Below are 15,056 nucleotides of genomic sequence, written 5' to 3'. Positions count from 1 at the left end.
GGGCGGGCGACGGCCGGGCGGCCGCCGATGACCGGCGGCGGCGGCCTGCCGCTCTCGGGCGTCCTGGTCGCCGACTTCGGCCGGGTACTGGCAGCCCCGTACGCCACCATGCTGCTGGCCGACCTCGGGGCGGACGTCGTCAAGGTCGAGCACCCGGCGGGCGGCGACGACACCCGGGCCTGGGGGCCGCCGCACGCCGAGGGCGAGGCGACGTACTTCCTCTCGGTGAACCGCAACAAGCGCTCGCTGACCCTGGACCTGCGGGATCCCGCCGACCACGCCCGCGCGGTCGAACTCGTGCGCCGCGCAGACGTGTTGTTCGAGAACTTCCGCCCCGGCACGATGGCGCGGCACGGCCTCGGGTACGAACGGGCGCAGGCCCTCAACCCCGGCCTGGTGTACTGCTCGGTGAGCGGGTTCGGGCCCGGCCCGGGTGCCGCTCTGCCCGGGTACGACCTGCTGGTGCAGGCGGTCGGCGGCCTGATGAGCGTCACCGGCCCGGGCCCGGGCGAGCCGGTGAAGACCGGCGTGGCCCTGGTGGACGTGCTCACCGGGCTGCATGCCGCCGTGGGGGTGCTGGCCGCGCTGCGCGAGCGGGAGGCGACCGGCGAGGGCCAGCACGTCGAGGTCAACCTGCTCACCTCGCTGCTGTCGAGCATGGTCAACCAGGCCGCCGGCTACACGCTGGCGGGCGCGGTGCCCGGGATCCTCGGCAACCGGCATCCGTCGATCGCCCCGTACGAGGTGTTCGAGGCCGCCGACCGGCAGCTGGTGATCGCCGTCGGCAACGACCGTCAGTTCGCGGCGCTCTGCGAGGGGCTGGCCGCGCCGGAGCTCGCCCGGGACCAGCGGTTCGTGACCAACACCGACCGGGTCGCGCACGTGGCCGAGCTGGCCGCCACGCTCTCCGCCCTGCTGGCCGGCCGGACCGCCGCCGAGTGGTTCGAACTGCTCACCCCGCTCGGGGTGCCCTGCGGCCCGGTGAACGACCTGGCCGGCGCCTTCGGCCTGGCCGAGTCGCTGGGCCTCGGGCCGCGCGCCACGGTGGCCGGCGAGCACGGCCCGCTGGACCTGGTGGCCAACCCGATCGGCCTCTCCCGCACCCCGCCCCGCTACGACCGGCGGCCACCGCGCCTGGGCGAGCACACCGAGGAGCTCACCGCCTGGCTGGACTCCTGACGGCCGCGCCCCGGGCCACCGGGTGGCCGGCCCGGCCGGCGGGGCGTCCTCGACCGTCCGGTCGGCGGCCCGTCAGCGGATCCCGGACCCGGGGTTCGCCGCGTCCCACTCCTGACGGGCCACGCCGATGGCATCCCGGTGCTCCAGCGACCAGTCGGCGAGCGCCCGGACCAGGTGGGTCAGGCTGTGCCCCATCGGCGTCAGCGCGTACTCGACCTGGGGCGGAACGGTCGGGTGGACGGTACGGGTGAGCAGCCCGTCGCGCTCCAGCCTGCGCACGGTGAGCGTCAGCATGCGCTGGGAGATGCCCGGGACGGCGCGCTGCAACTGGCGGAAGCGCCGCATGCCCTGCGCCAGTTCGACGACGACCAGGACGGACCACTTGTCGCCGATCCGGTCGAGGACGTCGCGGATGCCGCAGTCCTCGTGCTCCTCGCAGCTGACCACGGGCTCGGTGGTTATCCCGGTGTGCCCTACCGACATGGAAGTGCCTCCTTATGCCCGGTCGGGCGAAACCGCAGGATGTTGCTGGTTACCGAAGAGAACCTACCCCGCAAGGAGCACCCCTTGATCCTCCTCACCGGCGCCACCGGCGGCCTGGGCACCCTGATCGCCGAGCGGCTGGCCGACCGCGACGACGTCGTCCTCGGCACCCGCGCACCGGAGCGCGTCCGCGTGCAACTGCCCGTACGCCGCCTCGACTTCGACGCCCCCGAAACCCTCGCCGACGCCTTCGCCGGGGTGGACGTCCTGCTGCTGGTCTCCGCCGGGTACGGCGAGGACGACACCGTGATCGCCCGCCACGGGGCCGCCGTCGACGCGGCCGAGCAGGCCGGTGTGCGGCACATCGTCTACACCAGCCTGACCGGCGACGGCGACCACCTGCCCTACGCCCTCCCGCACCGCTGGACCGAGCGCCGGCTGCGGGGCGGCTCCGCGGACTGGACGATCCTGCGCAACGGTCTGTACGCCGAACTGCTGGGACAGCTCGCCGCGCCGGCCCCGGACGGCAGGCTCACCGCCCCGCTGGGCCGGGGCCGGCTGGCCGCGGTGGCCCGCGCCGACCTCGCGGACGCCGCGGCGACGGTCGTCCGCGAGGCGGCCGCGCACGCGGGGCGCTCCTACGAACTGGTCGGCGAGCACGCCGTCGGCGGCGACGACCTCGCCCGCGCCTACGGTCCGGGCGTCGCCTACGAGTCCGAGCCCCTCGCCCTGGCCCGCGAGCGCCTGACCGCCGCCGGCGCCGCATCCTTCCAGGTGCCGATGGTCCTCGGGACCTGCTCCGCCGTCGCGGCCGGCTTCCTGGACCGTACGGGCGGCGATCTCCGCGCTCTGCTCGGGCGGGCGCCCCGCTCCGCGATCGAGGTCGCCACCGGCCGGAGCCGGTAGCCCGGCGGCCGGTTCCTCCCCCGCCACCCGACAGGAGCCGGCCCGACACGAGCCACCGGCGAAGCCGGCCGACCCCGGCGCCGCGACCGTGTCGCAGGCCCCGCTCCCCGGTCGCGGCCGTACGACGCCCTCGGCCCAGCCGTCCGGTCGGTCGTCCGGTCGTCCGGTCAGCCATCCGGTCAGTCGTCCAGGGCGATCGCGTTCTTGGCGTGCTCGACCGAGGCCTCGGAGGCCGGCCCGCCCGGATTCTCGGTCGCCAGGGCCTGGTTGAGGTCGACGAACGGCCGCATCCGCTGCTCGTAGCGGGCGAAAGCGACCCGGTGGTCACCGTCCGCGCGGCCCAGCGCGTCGGCCAGGACGTACGCGCCGACCAGCGCCAGGCTGGTGCCCTGCCCGGACAGCGGGGACGCGCAGTAGCCCGCGTCACCCAGCAGCACGGCCCGCCCGGCGGACCAACTCGGCATGCTGATCCGGGCCATGGCGTCGGCGTAGAAGTCGGGGGCCGCCCACAGCGCCCGCAGCAGCCTCGGCGTCTCCCAGCTCAGCTCGGCCATCCGGTCGGCGATCAGCTGCCGCTGGACGTCGGCGCCGCGCGGGCCGGGGTCGAGCGGGCCCGACTCGAAGCCGAAGGTGATCCGCAGCTCGGTGTTGTCGCGCACCGGGGAGATGCCGTAGCCGGCCGAGCCGTCCCGGAGCCAGACCTGCCAGTTGTCCAGGCCGAGGAAGTTCTCGGCGCCGAAGACGGCCAGGTGCATCCCCAGGTGCTGGAGGTACTGCTCGGTCGGCCCGAACGCCAGCCGCCGGACGGCGGAGTGCAGGCCGTCCGCGCCGACCACCAGGTCGAAGCGGCGCCGCCGCCCGCTCTCGAACAGGACTCGCACGCCGTGCTCGTCCTGGTCGAGTTCGGCGACGGCGTCCCCGAACACGAACTCGGCCTCGGCGCGGACCTTTTCGTACAGGACGCCGACGAGGTCCTCGCGCAGCAGCTCCAGGTCGTCGCTGTCGAGCCGGCCGCTGCTGAAGGTCGACTCGGTGGAGCGCGAGAGCTCCTTGCCGTCGGCGTCGAGCACCGACATCCCCCTCATCCTGGTGCGCAGCGCCGTCAGCTGGTCCAGCAGGCCCATCCGCCGGACGACGGTGAGGGCGGCGCCGCGGACGTCGATCGTCTGGCCGCCGGTCCGCGGGGCGGGCGCCCGTTCGACAACGGTCGGGGCGAAGCCCTGACGGCGCAGCCAGTGGGCCAGGGCGGATCCGGCGATGCCGCCGCCGGAAATCAGGACAGTCTTCATGGCAAGCTCCTTTGTACGATGTACGCGCTTCTGAATGTACGCCGTACGCGCAGCCCTGCCAATCGCCCTTTTCCCTTCTGTGTACTAGCTCAGAGACCTCCATCCGGGCCATTCGAGCGAGCCTTCCCTGCTAGGCTCTGCACTAGTACAGGATTCACGCGTCCGAAAAATATTTCTTGGGAGCCCGCCGTCGTGACCCCGGAGACCGACCCACCGTTCCGGCGCATCGCCGCCGAACTCCGCCGACGTATCACCGAGGGCGAGCTCGCCGCGGGCGAGCGGGTGCCGTCGACCCGCCGGATCGCCGAGGAATGGGGGGTGGCCCTGGCCACCGCCACCAAGGTGCTGACCACGCTGAGCCTGGAGGGGCTGGTGGAGTCCCGCCCCCGGGTCGGCACCGTGGTGGCGCCCGGGGTCCGCACCCCGGGCCCGGTCCGCGAACAGGGCCGGCACCGGGGCCAGGGTCGGCACCCGGCCCGGACGCCGGGCGAGCCGCCCGCCCGGGCGAGCCGCCGGACGGACCACGCGCCACTCCCCGCCCCGGGCCCGGAGCAGGAAACCGGCCCGGAGAGCCAGCCTGAGAGCGACCAGGAGCTGACCCGGGCCCGGATCGTCCGCGCCGCCGTGGAGATCGTCGACGCCGAGGGGCTCACCGCGCTCTCCATGCGCGGGGTGGCGGCGCGGCTGGGCGTGGCCGCGATGTCCCCCTACCGGTACGTCGGCAGCAAGGAGGAACTCCTGCTGCTGATGGCCGACTCGGCATTCGGTGAGGCGGCGTACCCCGCCACCGCCCCGGAAGGCTGGCGCGCACAGCTGGAGTTGAGCGCGCGGACGCTGTGGTCGCTGTTCCGCCGGCACCCCTGGCTGGCCCAGCTCGGGTCGCTCACCCGACCCCTGCTGCTGCCCAACCTGATGGTCCACGCCGAATGGGCGCTCAGCGCGCTGGACGGCCGCGGCCTCGACGCCAGGACCATGCTCGACGTGCACGTGCTGGTCTACGGCTACGTCGAGGGCATCGCGGCCAACCTGGAACGCGAGGCCCAGGCCGAGGCCGCCAGCGGCCTCTCCGAGGACGAGTGGATGGACCGTCAGGCCCCCGCCTTCCGGGCCATCACCACCTCGCCCCGCTACCCGGTGTTCAGCAGGCTCGTCCAGTCGATCGAGGGCGGCTACGACCTCGACCTCGACACGCTCTTCGAGTTCGGGCTCCGCTCCCTGCTCGACGGCCTCACCGACCTGGTCGAGGGCCGGACGCAACCCCCGGCGGGGGCCTGACCACGGACCGGCCGGGGCCCGGTGGCCCGAGGAAACCGTTCGGAACGCCGGGCCCCGGCGAGCTACCCCCGCGCACCCTCCCGCGCCCAGTCCTCCGGAGGCACCAACCGCCCCTGCCGGACCGTGAACCCGGCCTCCACCAGGTACGGCCGCGCCTGCTCCATCAGCGACAGCACCCGCAGCGAGGTCCGCGCGCAGAGGAACGCCATCGGCAGCTCGACCAACCCCGCCATCAGCAGGGCCACCGGCAGCTCCCCGGCGGGCGCCAGCATCACGTCGAACCAGGCGTCGACCACCAGCAGGGCGGCCGCCACGGCGTTCACGGCCGCGCTCTTCACCGACAGCCGGAGTATGCGCACCGCCGGCCCGGCGAACACGATCACCAGCAGGGCGTCGAACCCGCCCCAGGCGACGTTCCACCGCTCCGCCTGCTCCCGCTCCGGCAGGGTCAGGAACAGCCAGGTGGTCCACGGCACCAGAACCGCCGCCGCGGTCAGGAAGAACAGCGCCAGCCGCGGCGCGACCACCCGGTCCGCGCTGCTCCCCGGGGTGTCCAGCAGGGCCGGCGGATGGAGAAAGCCCGGCAACCGCCGCTCCCAGGTCACCCTTGCCCGCTGCTCACCCATCCGCCCGCACCTCCGAGACCGCCGCACCGCTTCCGGCGGGTCAGTCTCGCACCGGCGGGCCGCACCGACGGGCCGCACCGACGGGCCGCACCGACGGATCCGGCCGGCTCAGCCGAGTTCGAAGATCCCGTACGAGAACCCGTCCGCCCGCAGCGTCCCGGCACCCAGGCCGACACCCCTGGCCTCCAGCACCCGGGCCCCCGCCACGGCCCGAGCCGCGAGCGGGAGCGGCAACTCCACCGGCTCCCGGCCGGGGTTGACGGCCACCAGGTAGCGGCCGCCGCGCAGGTGGACCAGTGGGTAGCCGTCGTGCAGCACCTCGACCGTGCCGTGCGCGCCGAGGGCGGGGTGCGCGCGCCGCAGCGCGATCAGGCGCCGGACCAGCTGGAGCAGGGAGTCGGGGTCGGCCCGCTGGGTGGCCACGTCGGGGCGGTCCGGGTCGGGGTCGACCGGCAGGTAGAACCGGTCCGCGGGAGCGGTGGAGAAACCCGCCTCCGGACCCGGCTCCCACTGCATGGGGGTGCGCGACCCGGCCCGGTTGTACCGGGGGCCGAGCACGCTGCCCTCGGTGTCGGGCAGGCCGGGCAGGTAGCGCATGCCGATCTCGTCGCCGTAGTACACGGCGGGCACGGTCGGCCAGGTGAGCTGGAAGGCGAACGCGGCGGCGAGCTGCTCCCGGGTGCGCGGGCCGGTGCACAGCCGCGAGAAGTCGTGGTTGGCGGTGGGCAACGCGAGGTGCCCGGCGCCCTCGGTCAGGTCCGCGGCGGCCCGCCAGGCGTCGATGAAGTACCGCGGCGAACCCTGGCCCGCCGCGTCGAATTAGCACGGGCCCTGCTGCCATTGCTCGTGCACCGTACCGGCGTTGTTGTTCCAGAGCGAGCGCAGCGGCAGGCCGTCGTCGGGGCCGCCGAACTGCAGGAAGAAGTCGGCGTGGAACCCGGCCGCGACGGCCGCGGCCGGGTCGCCCCACTCGGCGAAGAGCGCCGCCTGCGGGTGCTCGCGGTCCAGCCGGTCCCGTAGTTCGGTCCAGAGCTTGGCGGTCTCGGTCTTGCCCGGGTCGTCCTTGACCAGCGAGGAGGCCATGTCGACCCGGAAGCCGGCGATGCCGAGCCGCAGCCAGTGGTCCATGATCTCGTACAGCGCCGCGCGGTTGGCACGCGGGCCCTCGGCGTCCACGCCCTGGCGCCAGGGCTCGGCCGCGTTCGTCCGGGCGTAGCCGAAGTTGAGTGCGGGCTGGCAGTCGAAGAAGTTCGGCAGGTACCAGCCGGCCCGGGTGCCGGGCGAGGCGACGAATCCCTCGGCGGGCCGGTCGGACCAGATGTAACGGTGGTCCGCCGCGTCGCCGGCCGAGGCGAGGAACCACGGGTGCCGGTCGGAGGTGTGCCCGGCCACCAGGTCGAGCAGGACTTTGATGCCCCGGGCGCGGGCCGCGTCCACCAGCGCCACCAGGTCGTCGGTGCCGCCGTACCGGGGCGCCGTGCTGAGGTAGTCGGAGACGTCGTAGCCGGCGTCGCGGAACGGGGAGGCGAAGCACGGGTTGAGCCAGAGCGCGTCGATGCCGAGCCAGGCGAGGTGGTCCAGGCGGGCGGTGATGCCGGCGAAGTCGCCGATGCCGTCGCCGTCGGAGTCGGCATAGGTCTGCGGATAGATCTGGTAGAGGACGGCGTCGGTCAGCCAGGCGGGGCCGGGGCGGGTCGAGGTCATGGGGATGGATCCTCCTGCCGGGTCCGGGGTGGTGCCGGACTACGGATTCTCGTCCATCGCGGGCCGGTACGACAGCGTGGGCCGGTCGACGCCCGGGACGTCCCCGGGGGCGGGCGGTGCCGCGCCCCCGGGGAGGACGGGTCAGCCCTGGGCGCCGTCCAGGTCGCCGTCGGGGATCCAGGAGCCGTGGATGCCGGCGGTCACGCGGCGGGGCAGGTGGACGGTGGCGACCCGGTCGAGCCCGGCGGCGTCCAGGACCAGCAGCTGGGAGGTGTCCTGCTTGAGGTCGGAGACGACGGTGAGCAGATAGCCGTCGTCCTCGTTGGTGGCACCGGCCGCCGGGACGAACACCGCCTCGCTGGGCAGCCTGGCGTCGCCGACCTGGTGGATGCGGCGGGCTCCGGTGATCCGGTCGTACTTGACCACGCCGTAGCCGCCGAAGCCCTCCTGGTCCGGGAAGGACACCGCGTACTGGTAGCGGTGCTCGGTGCCCAGGTAGTCCTCGTTGAGAGTCGGGAACTCCACCGCGAGGTCGTCGATGATCTGCTCGTCGACCGTACCTGCCGCCATGTCGATCACCCAGCGGCGGGTGTAGGAACGGGTGTTGGGCTCGGTCCCGCGCCCGGGCGCGCCGACCCACCAGTTCCAGGACAGCTGGAACCCCTCGCGGTCCACCGTCGGACCCTCCAGCACGATGCGGCCCCGGCCGTCCTCGTACGCGTTGGCCGCGTGCAGCATGTTGCCGGGCTCGATGGAGAACCAGCGGATCTGCCCGGCGCCGTCGGCCCCACGGGGCATCACGCCGATCCGGGAGGGCTGCCGGTCGCTCCAGCCGTAGGGGATGCCGGAATGCTCGGCGGGGTCGAAGGTGACGCTGCCCTCGACGAACACCACATGGCGGCGGGTCACGGCGAAGTCGTGCTTGAGCGAGGCGGTCGCGCCGGGGACCTCGGCGCTGTGCACGATCTCGCCCTTGGCGTCGGCGACGTAGTACGTCAGGAACGGCGGGAACGGCGAGGACCCGAAGAAGTGCAGCTCCCCCGACACCGGGTCGACCTTGGGGTGCGCGGTCATCGCACCGCGCAGCTTGCCGCCGAAGTCGTGGGCCCCGACGGTCTCGAGCTCCGGGGTCAGCTCGAAGGGCAGGTTGGCCTCGCACAGGGCGAGCAGCCGGCCGGCGTGCTCGATGACGTGGGTGCCGGCGGTGCTGGCGGCGAAGTCGATGCCGTGCTCGGTCACGTACGGGGCGCCGTCGAGTGCGGGGGTGTGCACCCATCGGTTGCGGTACCACTCGGCGCGGCCCTCGCGCAGCCGGATGCCGTGCACCATGCCGCTGCCCTTGAACCAGTGGCTCGGGGTGACGCCGGGCTTCGGGTTGTGGCTGTTGCGGATCAGCCGGCCGGTCAGCTCGGGGGGCAGGGTGCCCTCGACGGTGAGTCCGGTGGCGGTGATCTCGTCGGCGACGGGGGTGTAGTGGCCGGTCAGGTACGGCTTGCTGGTCATGGTCGGACCCTCGGGTTTCTTCGGTCGTGGTCGGTCGTGCTCGGTCGTGGTCGGTCGTGGGCGGCGCGGTGGCTGATGCCGTCGGTGGTGCGGTCGGTGGTTCGGTGCGCTCAACCCGACTGCTCGGCGCGGGCCTTGAGGCTGTCGAGCCAGCTCTCCAGCGAGGTCCGCAGGGCCGTGGCGAGTTCGTCGGCGGCGGCGTCCACGGGCTCGCCGCTCCAGGATTCCTCGGTATGGACGACGACCTGGTCGCCGCTCTGCTCGAAGGTCCAGCTGTGGATGCCGACGATGCCCTCGACGGTCCCGCCCCAGACGATCCGCCGCCCGGGGACGAGTTCGCTGATGGTGGAGGTGATGCTCAGCCCGTGGGTGCGCCAGCTGAAGCTGCTGCCGACCTCCGTCGGGCCGCCGAGCGCGGCCTGGTCGATGTCGACGTTCCAGACCGGCCAGTTGTCGATGTCGGTGTGCAGCGCCCAGACCGTGGCGAGCGGCGCGTCGATCGCTCTCGTCAGGCGGACGACGACGGGGGCGGTGGTGTCGATGGTGTGCATGCGCTGTCCTTGTGGGTGGTCGGGACGGATCGGTGGTGGTGCAGGGATCCGTGACGGTCGCGGGATCGGTGGGGACGACGGGACCGGGTCCCGGCCGTCGGGTGCGGATCAGATGGTGAGCGCGGATCGGGTGCTGGGCGCGGATCAGGTGCTGGGTGCGTGGTCGGTCGACCGGCCCGGCCGGGGCGCCGCCGTCGGCACGGCCGCCGTCCCGGGGCGGGCAGGGCCGGCCCCGCCCTGCCGGCGGGTGCGACGGGTGAGCGGCACGGCGAGGAGTGCGGTGGCGGCCAGGACCGCGGCCGAGACGGTGAAGGCGGCGCGGTACCCGGCGGTGAGGGCTTCCAGGCGGGGCTGGTGGGTGGCCGCGTGGGCGGTGACCGAGCCGGCCAGGGTGGCCAGGGCCGCGAGGCCGATCGCCCCGCCGACCTGGCGGGTGGTGTTGACCAGTCCGCCGGCCAGGCCCGCGTCCTGCGGCGGGACGCCGTCCACGGCCAGGGCGGTGAGCAGGACGAAGGCGGTACTGAGGCCGAGGCCGATCAGGATGCTCGGGCCGAGGACGTCGGCCAGGTAGCTCCCGTCGGCGCCGATCCGGGACAGCCACAGCAGCCCGGCGGCCTCGGTGAGCAGGGCCGCGGTCAGGGTGACGGTGGCGCCGATCCGGCGGGAGATCCGGGGCGCCAGCGCGGCGCCGAGCATATTGGCGCCGGCGAGCGGGAGTTGGCCGGCCCCGGTGGCCAACGGACTGGATCCGAGGACCTGTTGCTGGTAGAGCGGCAGGAAGAAGAACAGGGCGATCCAGACGGACCCGAGCAGCGCCATCAGCAGGTTGCCCGCCGCGACCCGGCCGGTGGCGAACAGCCGGGGCGGCATCAGCGCGTCCGGCCGGCGGAGCTCGATCGCGGTGAAGGCCGCGAGCAGCGCGGCGGCGCCGAGCAGGGCGCCGAGTACCCGGGCGTCCGTCCAGCCGGCGGACCGCGCGGTGGTCAGCCCCCAGACCAGGCAGGTCAGGGCGAGTGTGACGACGGCGGTGCCGAGCAGGTCGAACCGCCCGGCCTTGCGGCCGGCCGCCCGTGGCACGAGGAGCGCCACGGCGGCCAGGACCAGCGTCGTCCCGAGCGCCACGGCGTGGAAGATCCAGGGCCAGCCCCAGGCCTGGGTGAGCACACCGCCCAGCAGGACGCCGCCCGCCCCGCCCGCGCCGGAGACCGCGCCCCACACTCCCAGCGCCCTGCCCCGCCCGGGACCGGACGGGAACAGCTCCATCGCCAGGGCGAGCGCGGCCGGGGCGACGGCGGCGGCGCCGAGGCCCTGGGCGGCGCGTGCGGCGATCAACAGGCCTGAGGAGGTGGCCAGTCCGGCCGCCGCCGAGGCGCCCGCGAACAGCGCGAGGCCCGCGATCAGCACCCGGCGGCGCCCGAGCAGGTCGGCCGCCCGCCCACCGGCCAGGAGCAGCGCCCCGAACGCCAGCCCGTAGGCGTTGACGACCCAGGTGACGCCGCCGTCGGACAGCCCCACCCCGGCGCGGATCTGCGGCAGCGCCACGTTCACGATCGAGGTGGCGAGCATGACGGTGAACTGGGCCGCGGCGAGCGCCGCGAGCGCGGCCCCCGGCCGGGGGGCGGGGGCCGCCCGGTCCGCCTGGATGCGTAGGAGGTTCATGGCACGGAGCCTGGTACCGGACGGTGTCCACTTTCCAGGTCCGGGACGGGCGGGGACTGTCCACTCCTGTCCGCAGCTGTCCACCCCGGGTCAACCGGGGTCACCCCGGGTCACGCCGGGCGGGCGCCTCCCGCTCGGTTGGGGTGCGGTACGCCTCCGGCGGCGCGTACCGGACGAGGCCGGTCAGCTCGGGCGGCAGGCGGCGGTGAAGGCCCGGGCCCGGCGGGTGATCTCGGCCCAGTCCCCTTCGGCGACCACGGCGGGCGGGACGACGTCCGTCCCGGCGCAGACGGCGAGCGCGCCGTGGGCGAGGAACTCGGCGGCGTTGCCCGCGTTGACGCCGCCGGAGGCCACCAGCGGGAGGCCCGGGTAGGGCCCGTTCAGGTCCTTGAAGTAGCCGGGGCCGAAGGCCTTCGCGGGGAAGATCTTCACGGCGGCGGCGCCCAGGTCCACCGCCTGCGCGACCTCGGTGGGGGTGAGCGCGCCGAGCACCGCGGGGACGCCGGCCGCGTGCGCGGCGTGCGCGACCTCGGGCCGTACGCCGGGGGTGACCAGGAAGGCCGCGCCGGCCTCGACGCCCTGCTCGGCCTGCCGGGCGGTCAGCACGGTGCCGACGCCGACCCGCCAGCCGGCGATGGCGGCTTTGTGCAGATGGTCCGTCACATCCGGTGTGGTGAAGGTGAATTCGACCCAGGTGATGCCGCCGGCGGCGAGGGCGGCGCAGAGCGCGGCGGCGTCGGGTATCCGGGGTGCGCGGACGACGGCGATCACCGGGTCGGCGGCCAGCGCGGCCCGGGCGTCGGCCAGGACGGTGCCGGTGGGGCTGCTGGGGTTGCTCACAGGGCTCGGACTCCTTGTTCGGTGCGGCGCAGGGCGCGGCCGGGCCGGGCGCCGGTGGTACGGCCCCGCTCGACCACGGCGACGCCGTTGACGTAGACGTGCTCGATGCCGGCGGCGGGCAGTCTGGGTTCGTCGAAGGTGGCGGTGTCCCGGACGGCGGCGGGGTCGAACAGCACCAGGTCGGCGTGGTGGCCGGGGCGGATCAGGCCGCGCCGGTCCAGCCGCAGCCGCCGGGCCGGGCGGCCGGTCATCCGGGCGACCGTCTCCTCCAGCGTGAGGACGCCCAACTCCCGGCTGTAGCGGCCGAGGTAGCGGGCGAAGGTGCCCCAGGCCCGGGGGTGCGGCCGGGCGCCGACCAGCAGGCCGTCGCTGCCGGCGGTGTGCGCGGAGTGGCGCATGATCGCACGGACGTTCTCCTCGTGGCCGACGTGCTGGAGGATGGTGGTGGCCAGTGCGTCCTCCAGCAGCAGGTCGAGGAAGACCTCGGTGCCGCCGCTCCCGCGCTCGGCGGCGAGCTCGGCGACGGTCCGCCCGACGGTGGCGGCGAGGGCCTGGTTGCCCACACCGGAGATCTGCACGGTGGCCCAGTCGGCGACGACGCCGTGGCAGCCGTCGCTGCCCTTCTCCTCCACCTCGACCCTGATCCGCTCCCGGGCGGCGGGGTCGGCGAGCCGGCCGAGGGTGGCGTCCGGACCGCCTTCGGTCGCCCAACTGGGCAGCAGGGCCGCCAGGGTGGTGGAGCCGGGCAGGTACGGGTAGCTGTCCAGGGTGAGGTCGCAGCCGTCCGCGATCGCCCGGTCGACCAGGTCCAGCAGCTCGCCGGCCCGGCCCTCGTTGACGCCGAAGTTCATCGTGGCGTGGGTGAGGTGCAGCGGGCAGCCGGACCTGCGGGCGATCTCCACCATCTCCGCGTACCCCTCCAACGCGCCCGCGCCGTAGGAGCGCTGGTGCGGCGCGTGGTAGCCCCCGTAGGAGGCGACCACCTCGCAGAGGGCGACCAGTTCGGCGGTGTCGGCGTACATCCCGGGGGTGTAGGTGAGCCCGCTGGACATGCCGACCGCGCCCTCGCGCAGCCCCTGGGCGACCAGGTGCCGCATCCGGTCGAGTTCGGCCGGCGTGGGCGGGCGGTTGTCCCAGCCCATCGCGAGCATCCGGACGGATCCGTGCGGCACCAGGTAGCAGGCGTTGACGGCGATGCCCCCGTCGAGGCGGTCCAGGTACTCGCCGACGCCGCGCCAGCTCCAGTCGAAGCCGTCCGGGTCGCCGTTCCAGCCGGCGATCTGGCGGCGCAGCGCGGGCAGCGTGCGGTCGTCGACGGGTGCGTAGGAGAGGCCGTCCTGGCCGAGCACCTCGCAGGTGACGCCCTGGGTGACCCGGGACGGGTGCTCGGGTTCGACGAGCAGCCGCAGGTCGGAGTGGGCGTGCATGTCGATGAAGCCGGGGGCGAGCACCAGCCCGTCGGCGTCGATCGTCCGGGCGCCGCCGGGGTCGCCGCCGAGGTCGGGGCGGCCGATCTCGGCGATCACGCCGTCGGTGACGCGGACGTCGGCGCGGTAGCGTTCGGCGCCGCTGCCGTCCACCACGGTGGCCCCGCGCAGGAGCAGGTCCGGCCGGGGCGCGGGGGCCTCGGGCCGGGCCATCAGAAGTACGTCCTGACCAGGCCGACGACCCGCGGATCGGCACTGTCGGCGTCGTCGAGGACGGGGATCAACGTCCACTTGTCGAAGGCCGTGCAGGGGTGCGAGAGGCCGAGCCGGACGACGGCGCCGACCGGGGCCTGTTCGCCGGCCCCCACCAGGAAGGCGTGCTGGTCGTTGAGTTGGCGGATCCGCGCCTCGGTGCCGGCGAGGCTACGGACGCCGGACGCGGTGCGGACGCGCTGCGGCTCGGGCATCCCCTCGTCGAAGGGCAGGTCGCGCTTGCCGGCGTCCAGCAGGGAGAGGTCCGGTTCGGGATGGGAGACCACCCGGGCCCAGCCGTGCAGGGCGGGGCGCAGCGGGGTGCCGGCGCCACGGGCGAGCGGCGAGATGCCGCGGTAGAAGCCGTCGTCGTGGGCCAGGTAGGCGCCCGCCCGGATGACCACCAGGACGTCGTCGAGGGGGTTCAACTCCTCGACGACGGTGTCGAAGTAGGCGCTGCCGCCGGCGGTGACCAGCGGCCGCGGGCTCTCGTACCGGCCGGTCAGGGCGCGGTGCAGTTCGGCGAGCCGGCGCAGGTACGCCCGGACGGTGGCGAGGGCCTGCTCGCCGGCGTCGTGGGCGAGGGCGCCCTCGTAGCCGCCGACGCCGGCCAGGTGCAGGGTGGGTGCGGCGAGTACGGCCTCGGCGACCTGGACGGCCTCGGCCACCGTCCGGGCGCCGGTGCGTCCGGCGGGGCCGCCGAGTTCGATGAGTACCTCGACCGGGCGGCGGGCGCCGGCGGCGCGCAGCGCCCGGTCCATCAGCCGGACGCTGTCGACGCTGTCGACCCAGGAGGTGAAGGCGAAGCCGGGGTCGGTGTCGAGTTCGGCGGCGAGCCAGCCGAGTCCGGCCGGGTCGAGCAGGGTGTTGGCGAGCTGGATCCGGTCGACGCCGAAGGCGCGGGCGACCCGCAGTTGCGGGAGGTTGGCCAGGGTGATGCCGTGGCTGCCGGCGTCGGTCTGGGCCTGCCAGAGGGCGGGGGCCATGGTGGTCTTGCCGTGGGGGGCGAGGGCGACGCCGGCCTCGGCGCACCAGCGGGCCATGGTGGTGAGGTTGTGGTCGAGGGCGCCGGCGTCGAGGGTGAGCAGCGGGGTGCCGAGGTCGGCGAGGGCGGGCCGGCCGGCGAGGAAGTCGCGGACGGTCAGCCCCTGGGCGGCGGCCGGCAGGGCCTTGAACCGCCAGTCGAGGGTCTCGTCGGCGAGCGCGGCGACCTTGGCGGCGTCGATGCCGGGTCCGGTGCTGCTGCTCGCGTACGTGGTGCCGTTGCTTGCGTGCGTGTGATTCACCCTGTGCCTCCAGTTGTTCCTCGGGCCCTGCCCGGCGACGAGGTTGCAACATGTGCAACGACTATTGCATATGTTG

Annotated in this window: 12 protein-coding genes and 1 pseudogene; 3 read left to right on the top strand and 10 right to left on the bottom strand. The window is 74.5% G+C overall.

The genetic code is table 11. The annotated features are described in order from the left end of the window. Positions 1-27 precede the first annotated feature (27 nt). On the top strand, positions 28-1,179 hold the full coding sequence (locus tag OG689_RS33470; protein WP_266324566.1) for a CoA transferase: 1,152 nt from the start codon (positions 28-30) through the stop codon (positions 1,177-1,179). A gap of 72 nt (positions 1,180-1,251) precedes the next feature. On the opposite strand, the gene OG689_RS33465 is transcribed toward OG689_RS33470, so the two are convergent. Beyond that, the gene (locus tag OG689_RS33465) at positions 1,252-1,662 is read right to left on the bottom strand and encodes a helix-turn-helix domain-containing protein (protein ID WP_266324565.1); all 411 of its coding nucleotides are present in this window, start codon (positions 1,660-1,662) and stop codon (positions 1,252-1,254) included. 84 nt (positions 1,663-1,746) lie between these two features. Here OG689_RS33465 and OG689_RS33460 point away from each other — a divergent pair, with 84 nt between their 5' ends. Further along, positions 1,747-2,568 carry an NAD(P)H-binding protein gene (locus OG689_RS33460; RefSeq protein ID WP_266324564.1) on the top strand — a complete coding sequence of 274 codons (822 nt, stop codon included), beginning with the start codon at positions 1,747-1,749 and terminating at the stop codon, positions 2,566-2,568. Positions 2,569-2,747: 179 nt separating this feature from the next. Here OG689_RS33460 and OG689_RS33455 read toward each other — a convergent pair whose 3' ends face one another. Then, positions 2,748-3,857 (bottom strand): FAD-dependent monooxygenase, encoded by a 1,110-nt coding sequence (locus tag OG689_RS33455; protein WP_266324563.1) that lies wholly within the window; start codon positions 3,855-3,857, stop codon positions 2,748-2,750. A 192-nt stretch (positions 3,858-4,049) separates the two neighbouring features. Here OG689_RS33455 and OG689_RS33450 point away from each other — a divergent pair, with 192 nt between their 5' ends. Next, positions 4,050-5,132, top strand: a complete 1,083-nt coding sequence (locus OG689_RS33450; protein WP_266324562.1) for a TetR/AcrR family transcriptional regulator C-terminal domain-containing protein — start codon at positions 4,050-4,052, stop codon at positions 5,130-5,132. Positions 5,133-5,194: 62 nt separating this feature from the next. On the opposite strand, the gene OG689_RS33445 is transcribed toward OG689_RS33450, so the two are convergent. The 8 genes and pseudogenes from OG689_RS33445 to OG689_RS33410 form a co-directional block, all read right to left on the bottom strand. Further along, positions 5,195-5,758, bottom strand: coding sequence for a hypothetical protein (locus OG689_RS33445; RefSeq protein WP_266324561.1), 564 nt, complete (start codon positions 5,756-5,758; stop codon positions 5,195-5,197). 108 nt (positions 5,759-5,866) lie between these two features. Next, positions 5,867-7,462 (bottom strand): annotated as a pseudogene (locus OG689_RS33440) (alpha-amylase family glycosyl hydrolase). 141 nt (positions 7,463-7,603) lie between these two features. Then, positions 7,604-8,965, bottom strand: coding sequence for a carotenoid oxygenase family protein (locus tag OG689_RS33435; protein ID WP_266324560.1), 1,362 nt, complete (start codon positions 8,963-8,965; stop codon positions 7,604-7,606). A 110-nt stretch (positions 8,966-9,075) separates the two neighbouring features. Further along, positions 9,076-9,516, bottom strand: coding sequence for an SRPBCC family protein (locus OG689_RS33430; protein ID WP_266324559.1), 441 nt, complete (start codon positions 9,514-9,516; stop codon positions 9,076-9,078). 144 nt (positions 9,517-9,660) lie between these two features. After that, the gene (locus OG689_RS33425; protein WP_266324558.1) at positions 9,661-11,175 is read right to left on the bottom strand and encodes an MFS transporter; all 1,515 of its coding nucleotides are present in this window, start codon (positions 11,173-11,175) and stop codon (positions 9,661-9,663) included. 183 nt (positions 11,176-11,358) lie between these two features. After that, entirely contained in the window at positions 11,359-12,015 is a 657-nt protein-coding gene (locus OG689_RS33420; protein WP_266324557.1) for a bifunctional 4-hydroxy-2-oxoglutarate aldolase/2-dehydro-3-deoxy-phosphogluconate aldolase, read from the bottom strand. Beyond that, positions 12,012-13,655, bottom strand: a complete 1,644-nt coding sequence (locus OG689_RS33415) for a D-aminoacylase (protein WP_266324556.1) — start codon at positions 13,653-13,655, stop codon at positions 12,012-12,014. Before OG689_RS33415 ends, OG689_RS33420 begins: the two co-directional genes overlap by 4 nt. Then, positions 13,655-14,980: an alanine racemase gene (locus OG689_RS33410; RefSeq protein WP_266324555.1), complete on the bottom strand. Its 1,326-nt coding sequence runs from the start codon at positions 14,978-14,980 to the stop codon at positions 13,655-13,657. Before OG689_RS33410 ends, OG689_RS33415 begins: the two co-directional genes overlap by 1 nt. Positions 14,981-15,056: the final 76 nt, after the last annotated feature.

The organism is Kitasatospora sp. NBC_00240, from assembly GCF_026342405.1.
Taxonomy (GTDB): domain Bacteria; phylum Actinomycetota; class Actinomycetes; order Streptomycetales; family Streptomycetaceae; genus Kitasatospora.
The sequence above is the reverse complement of the archived record's forward strand: the minus strand, read 5'-3'. Positions and strand labels throughout refer to the sequence as shown.

Coding starts and splice junctions, on each gene's coding strand:
- OG689_RS33470 (WP_266324566.1), top strand. CDS start 28: ATGACCGGCGGCGGCGGCCTGCCGCTCTCGGGCGTCCTGGTCGCCGAC.
- OG689_RS33455 (WP_266324563.1), bottom strand. CDS start 3,857: ATGAAGACTGTCCTGATTTCCGGCGGCGGCATCGCCGGATCCGCCCTG.
- OG689_RS33425 (WP_266324558.1), bottom strand. CDS start 11,175: ATGAACCTCCTACGCATCCAGGCGGACCGGGCGGCCCCCGCCCCCCGG.
- OG689_RS33445 (WP_266324561.1), bottom strand. CDS start 5,758: ATGGGTGAGCAGCGGGCAAGGGTGACCTGGGAGCGGCGGTTGCCGGGC.
- OG689_RS33465 (WP_266324565.1), bottom strand. CDS start 1,662: ATGTCGGTAGGGCACACCGGGATAACCACCGAGCCCGTGGTCAGCTGC.
- OG689_RS33435 (WP_266324560.1), bottom strand. CDS start 8,965: ATGACCAGCAAGCCGTACCTGACCGGCCACTACACCCCCGTCGCCGAC.
- OG689_RS33430 (WP_266324559.1), bottom strand. CDS start 9,516: ATGCACACCATCGACACCACCGCCCCCGTCGTCGTCCGCCTGACGAGA.
- OG689_RS33415 (WP_266324556.1), bottom strand. CDS start 13,655: ATGGCCCGGCCCGAGGCCCCCGCGCCCCGGCCGGACCTGCTCCTGCGC.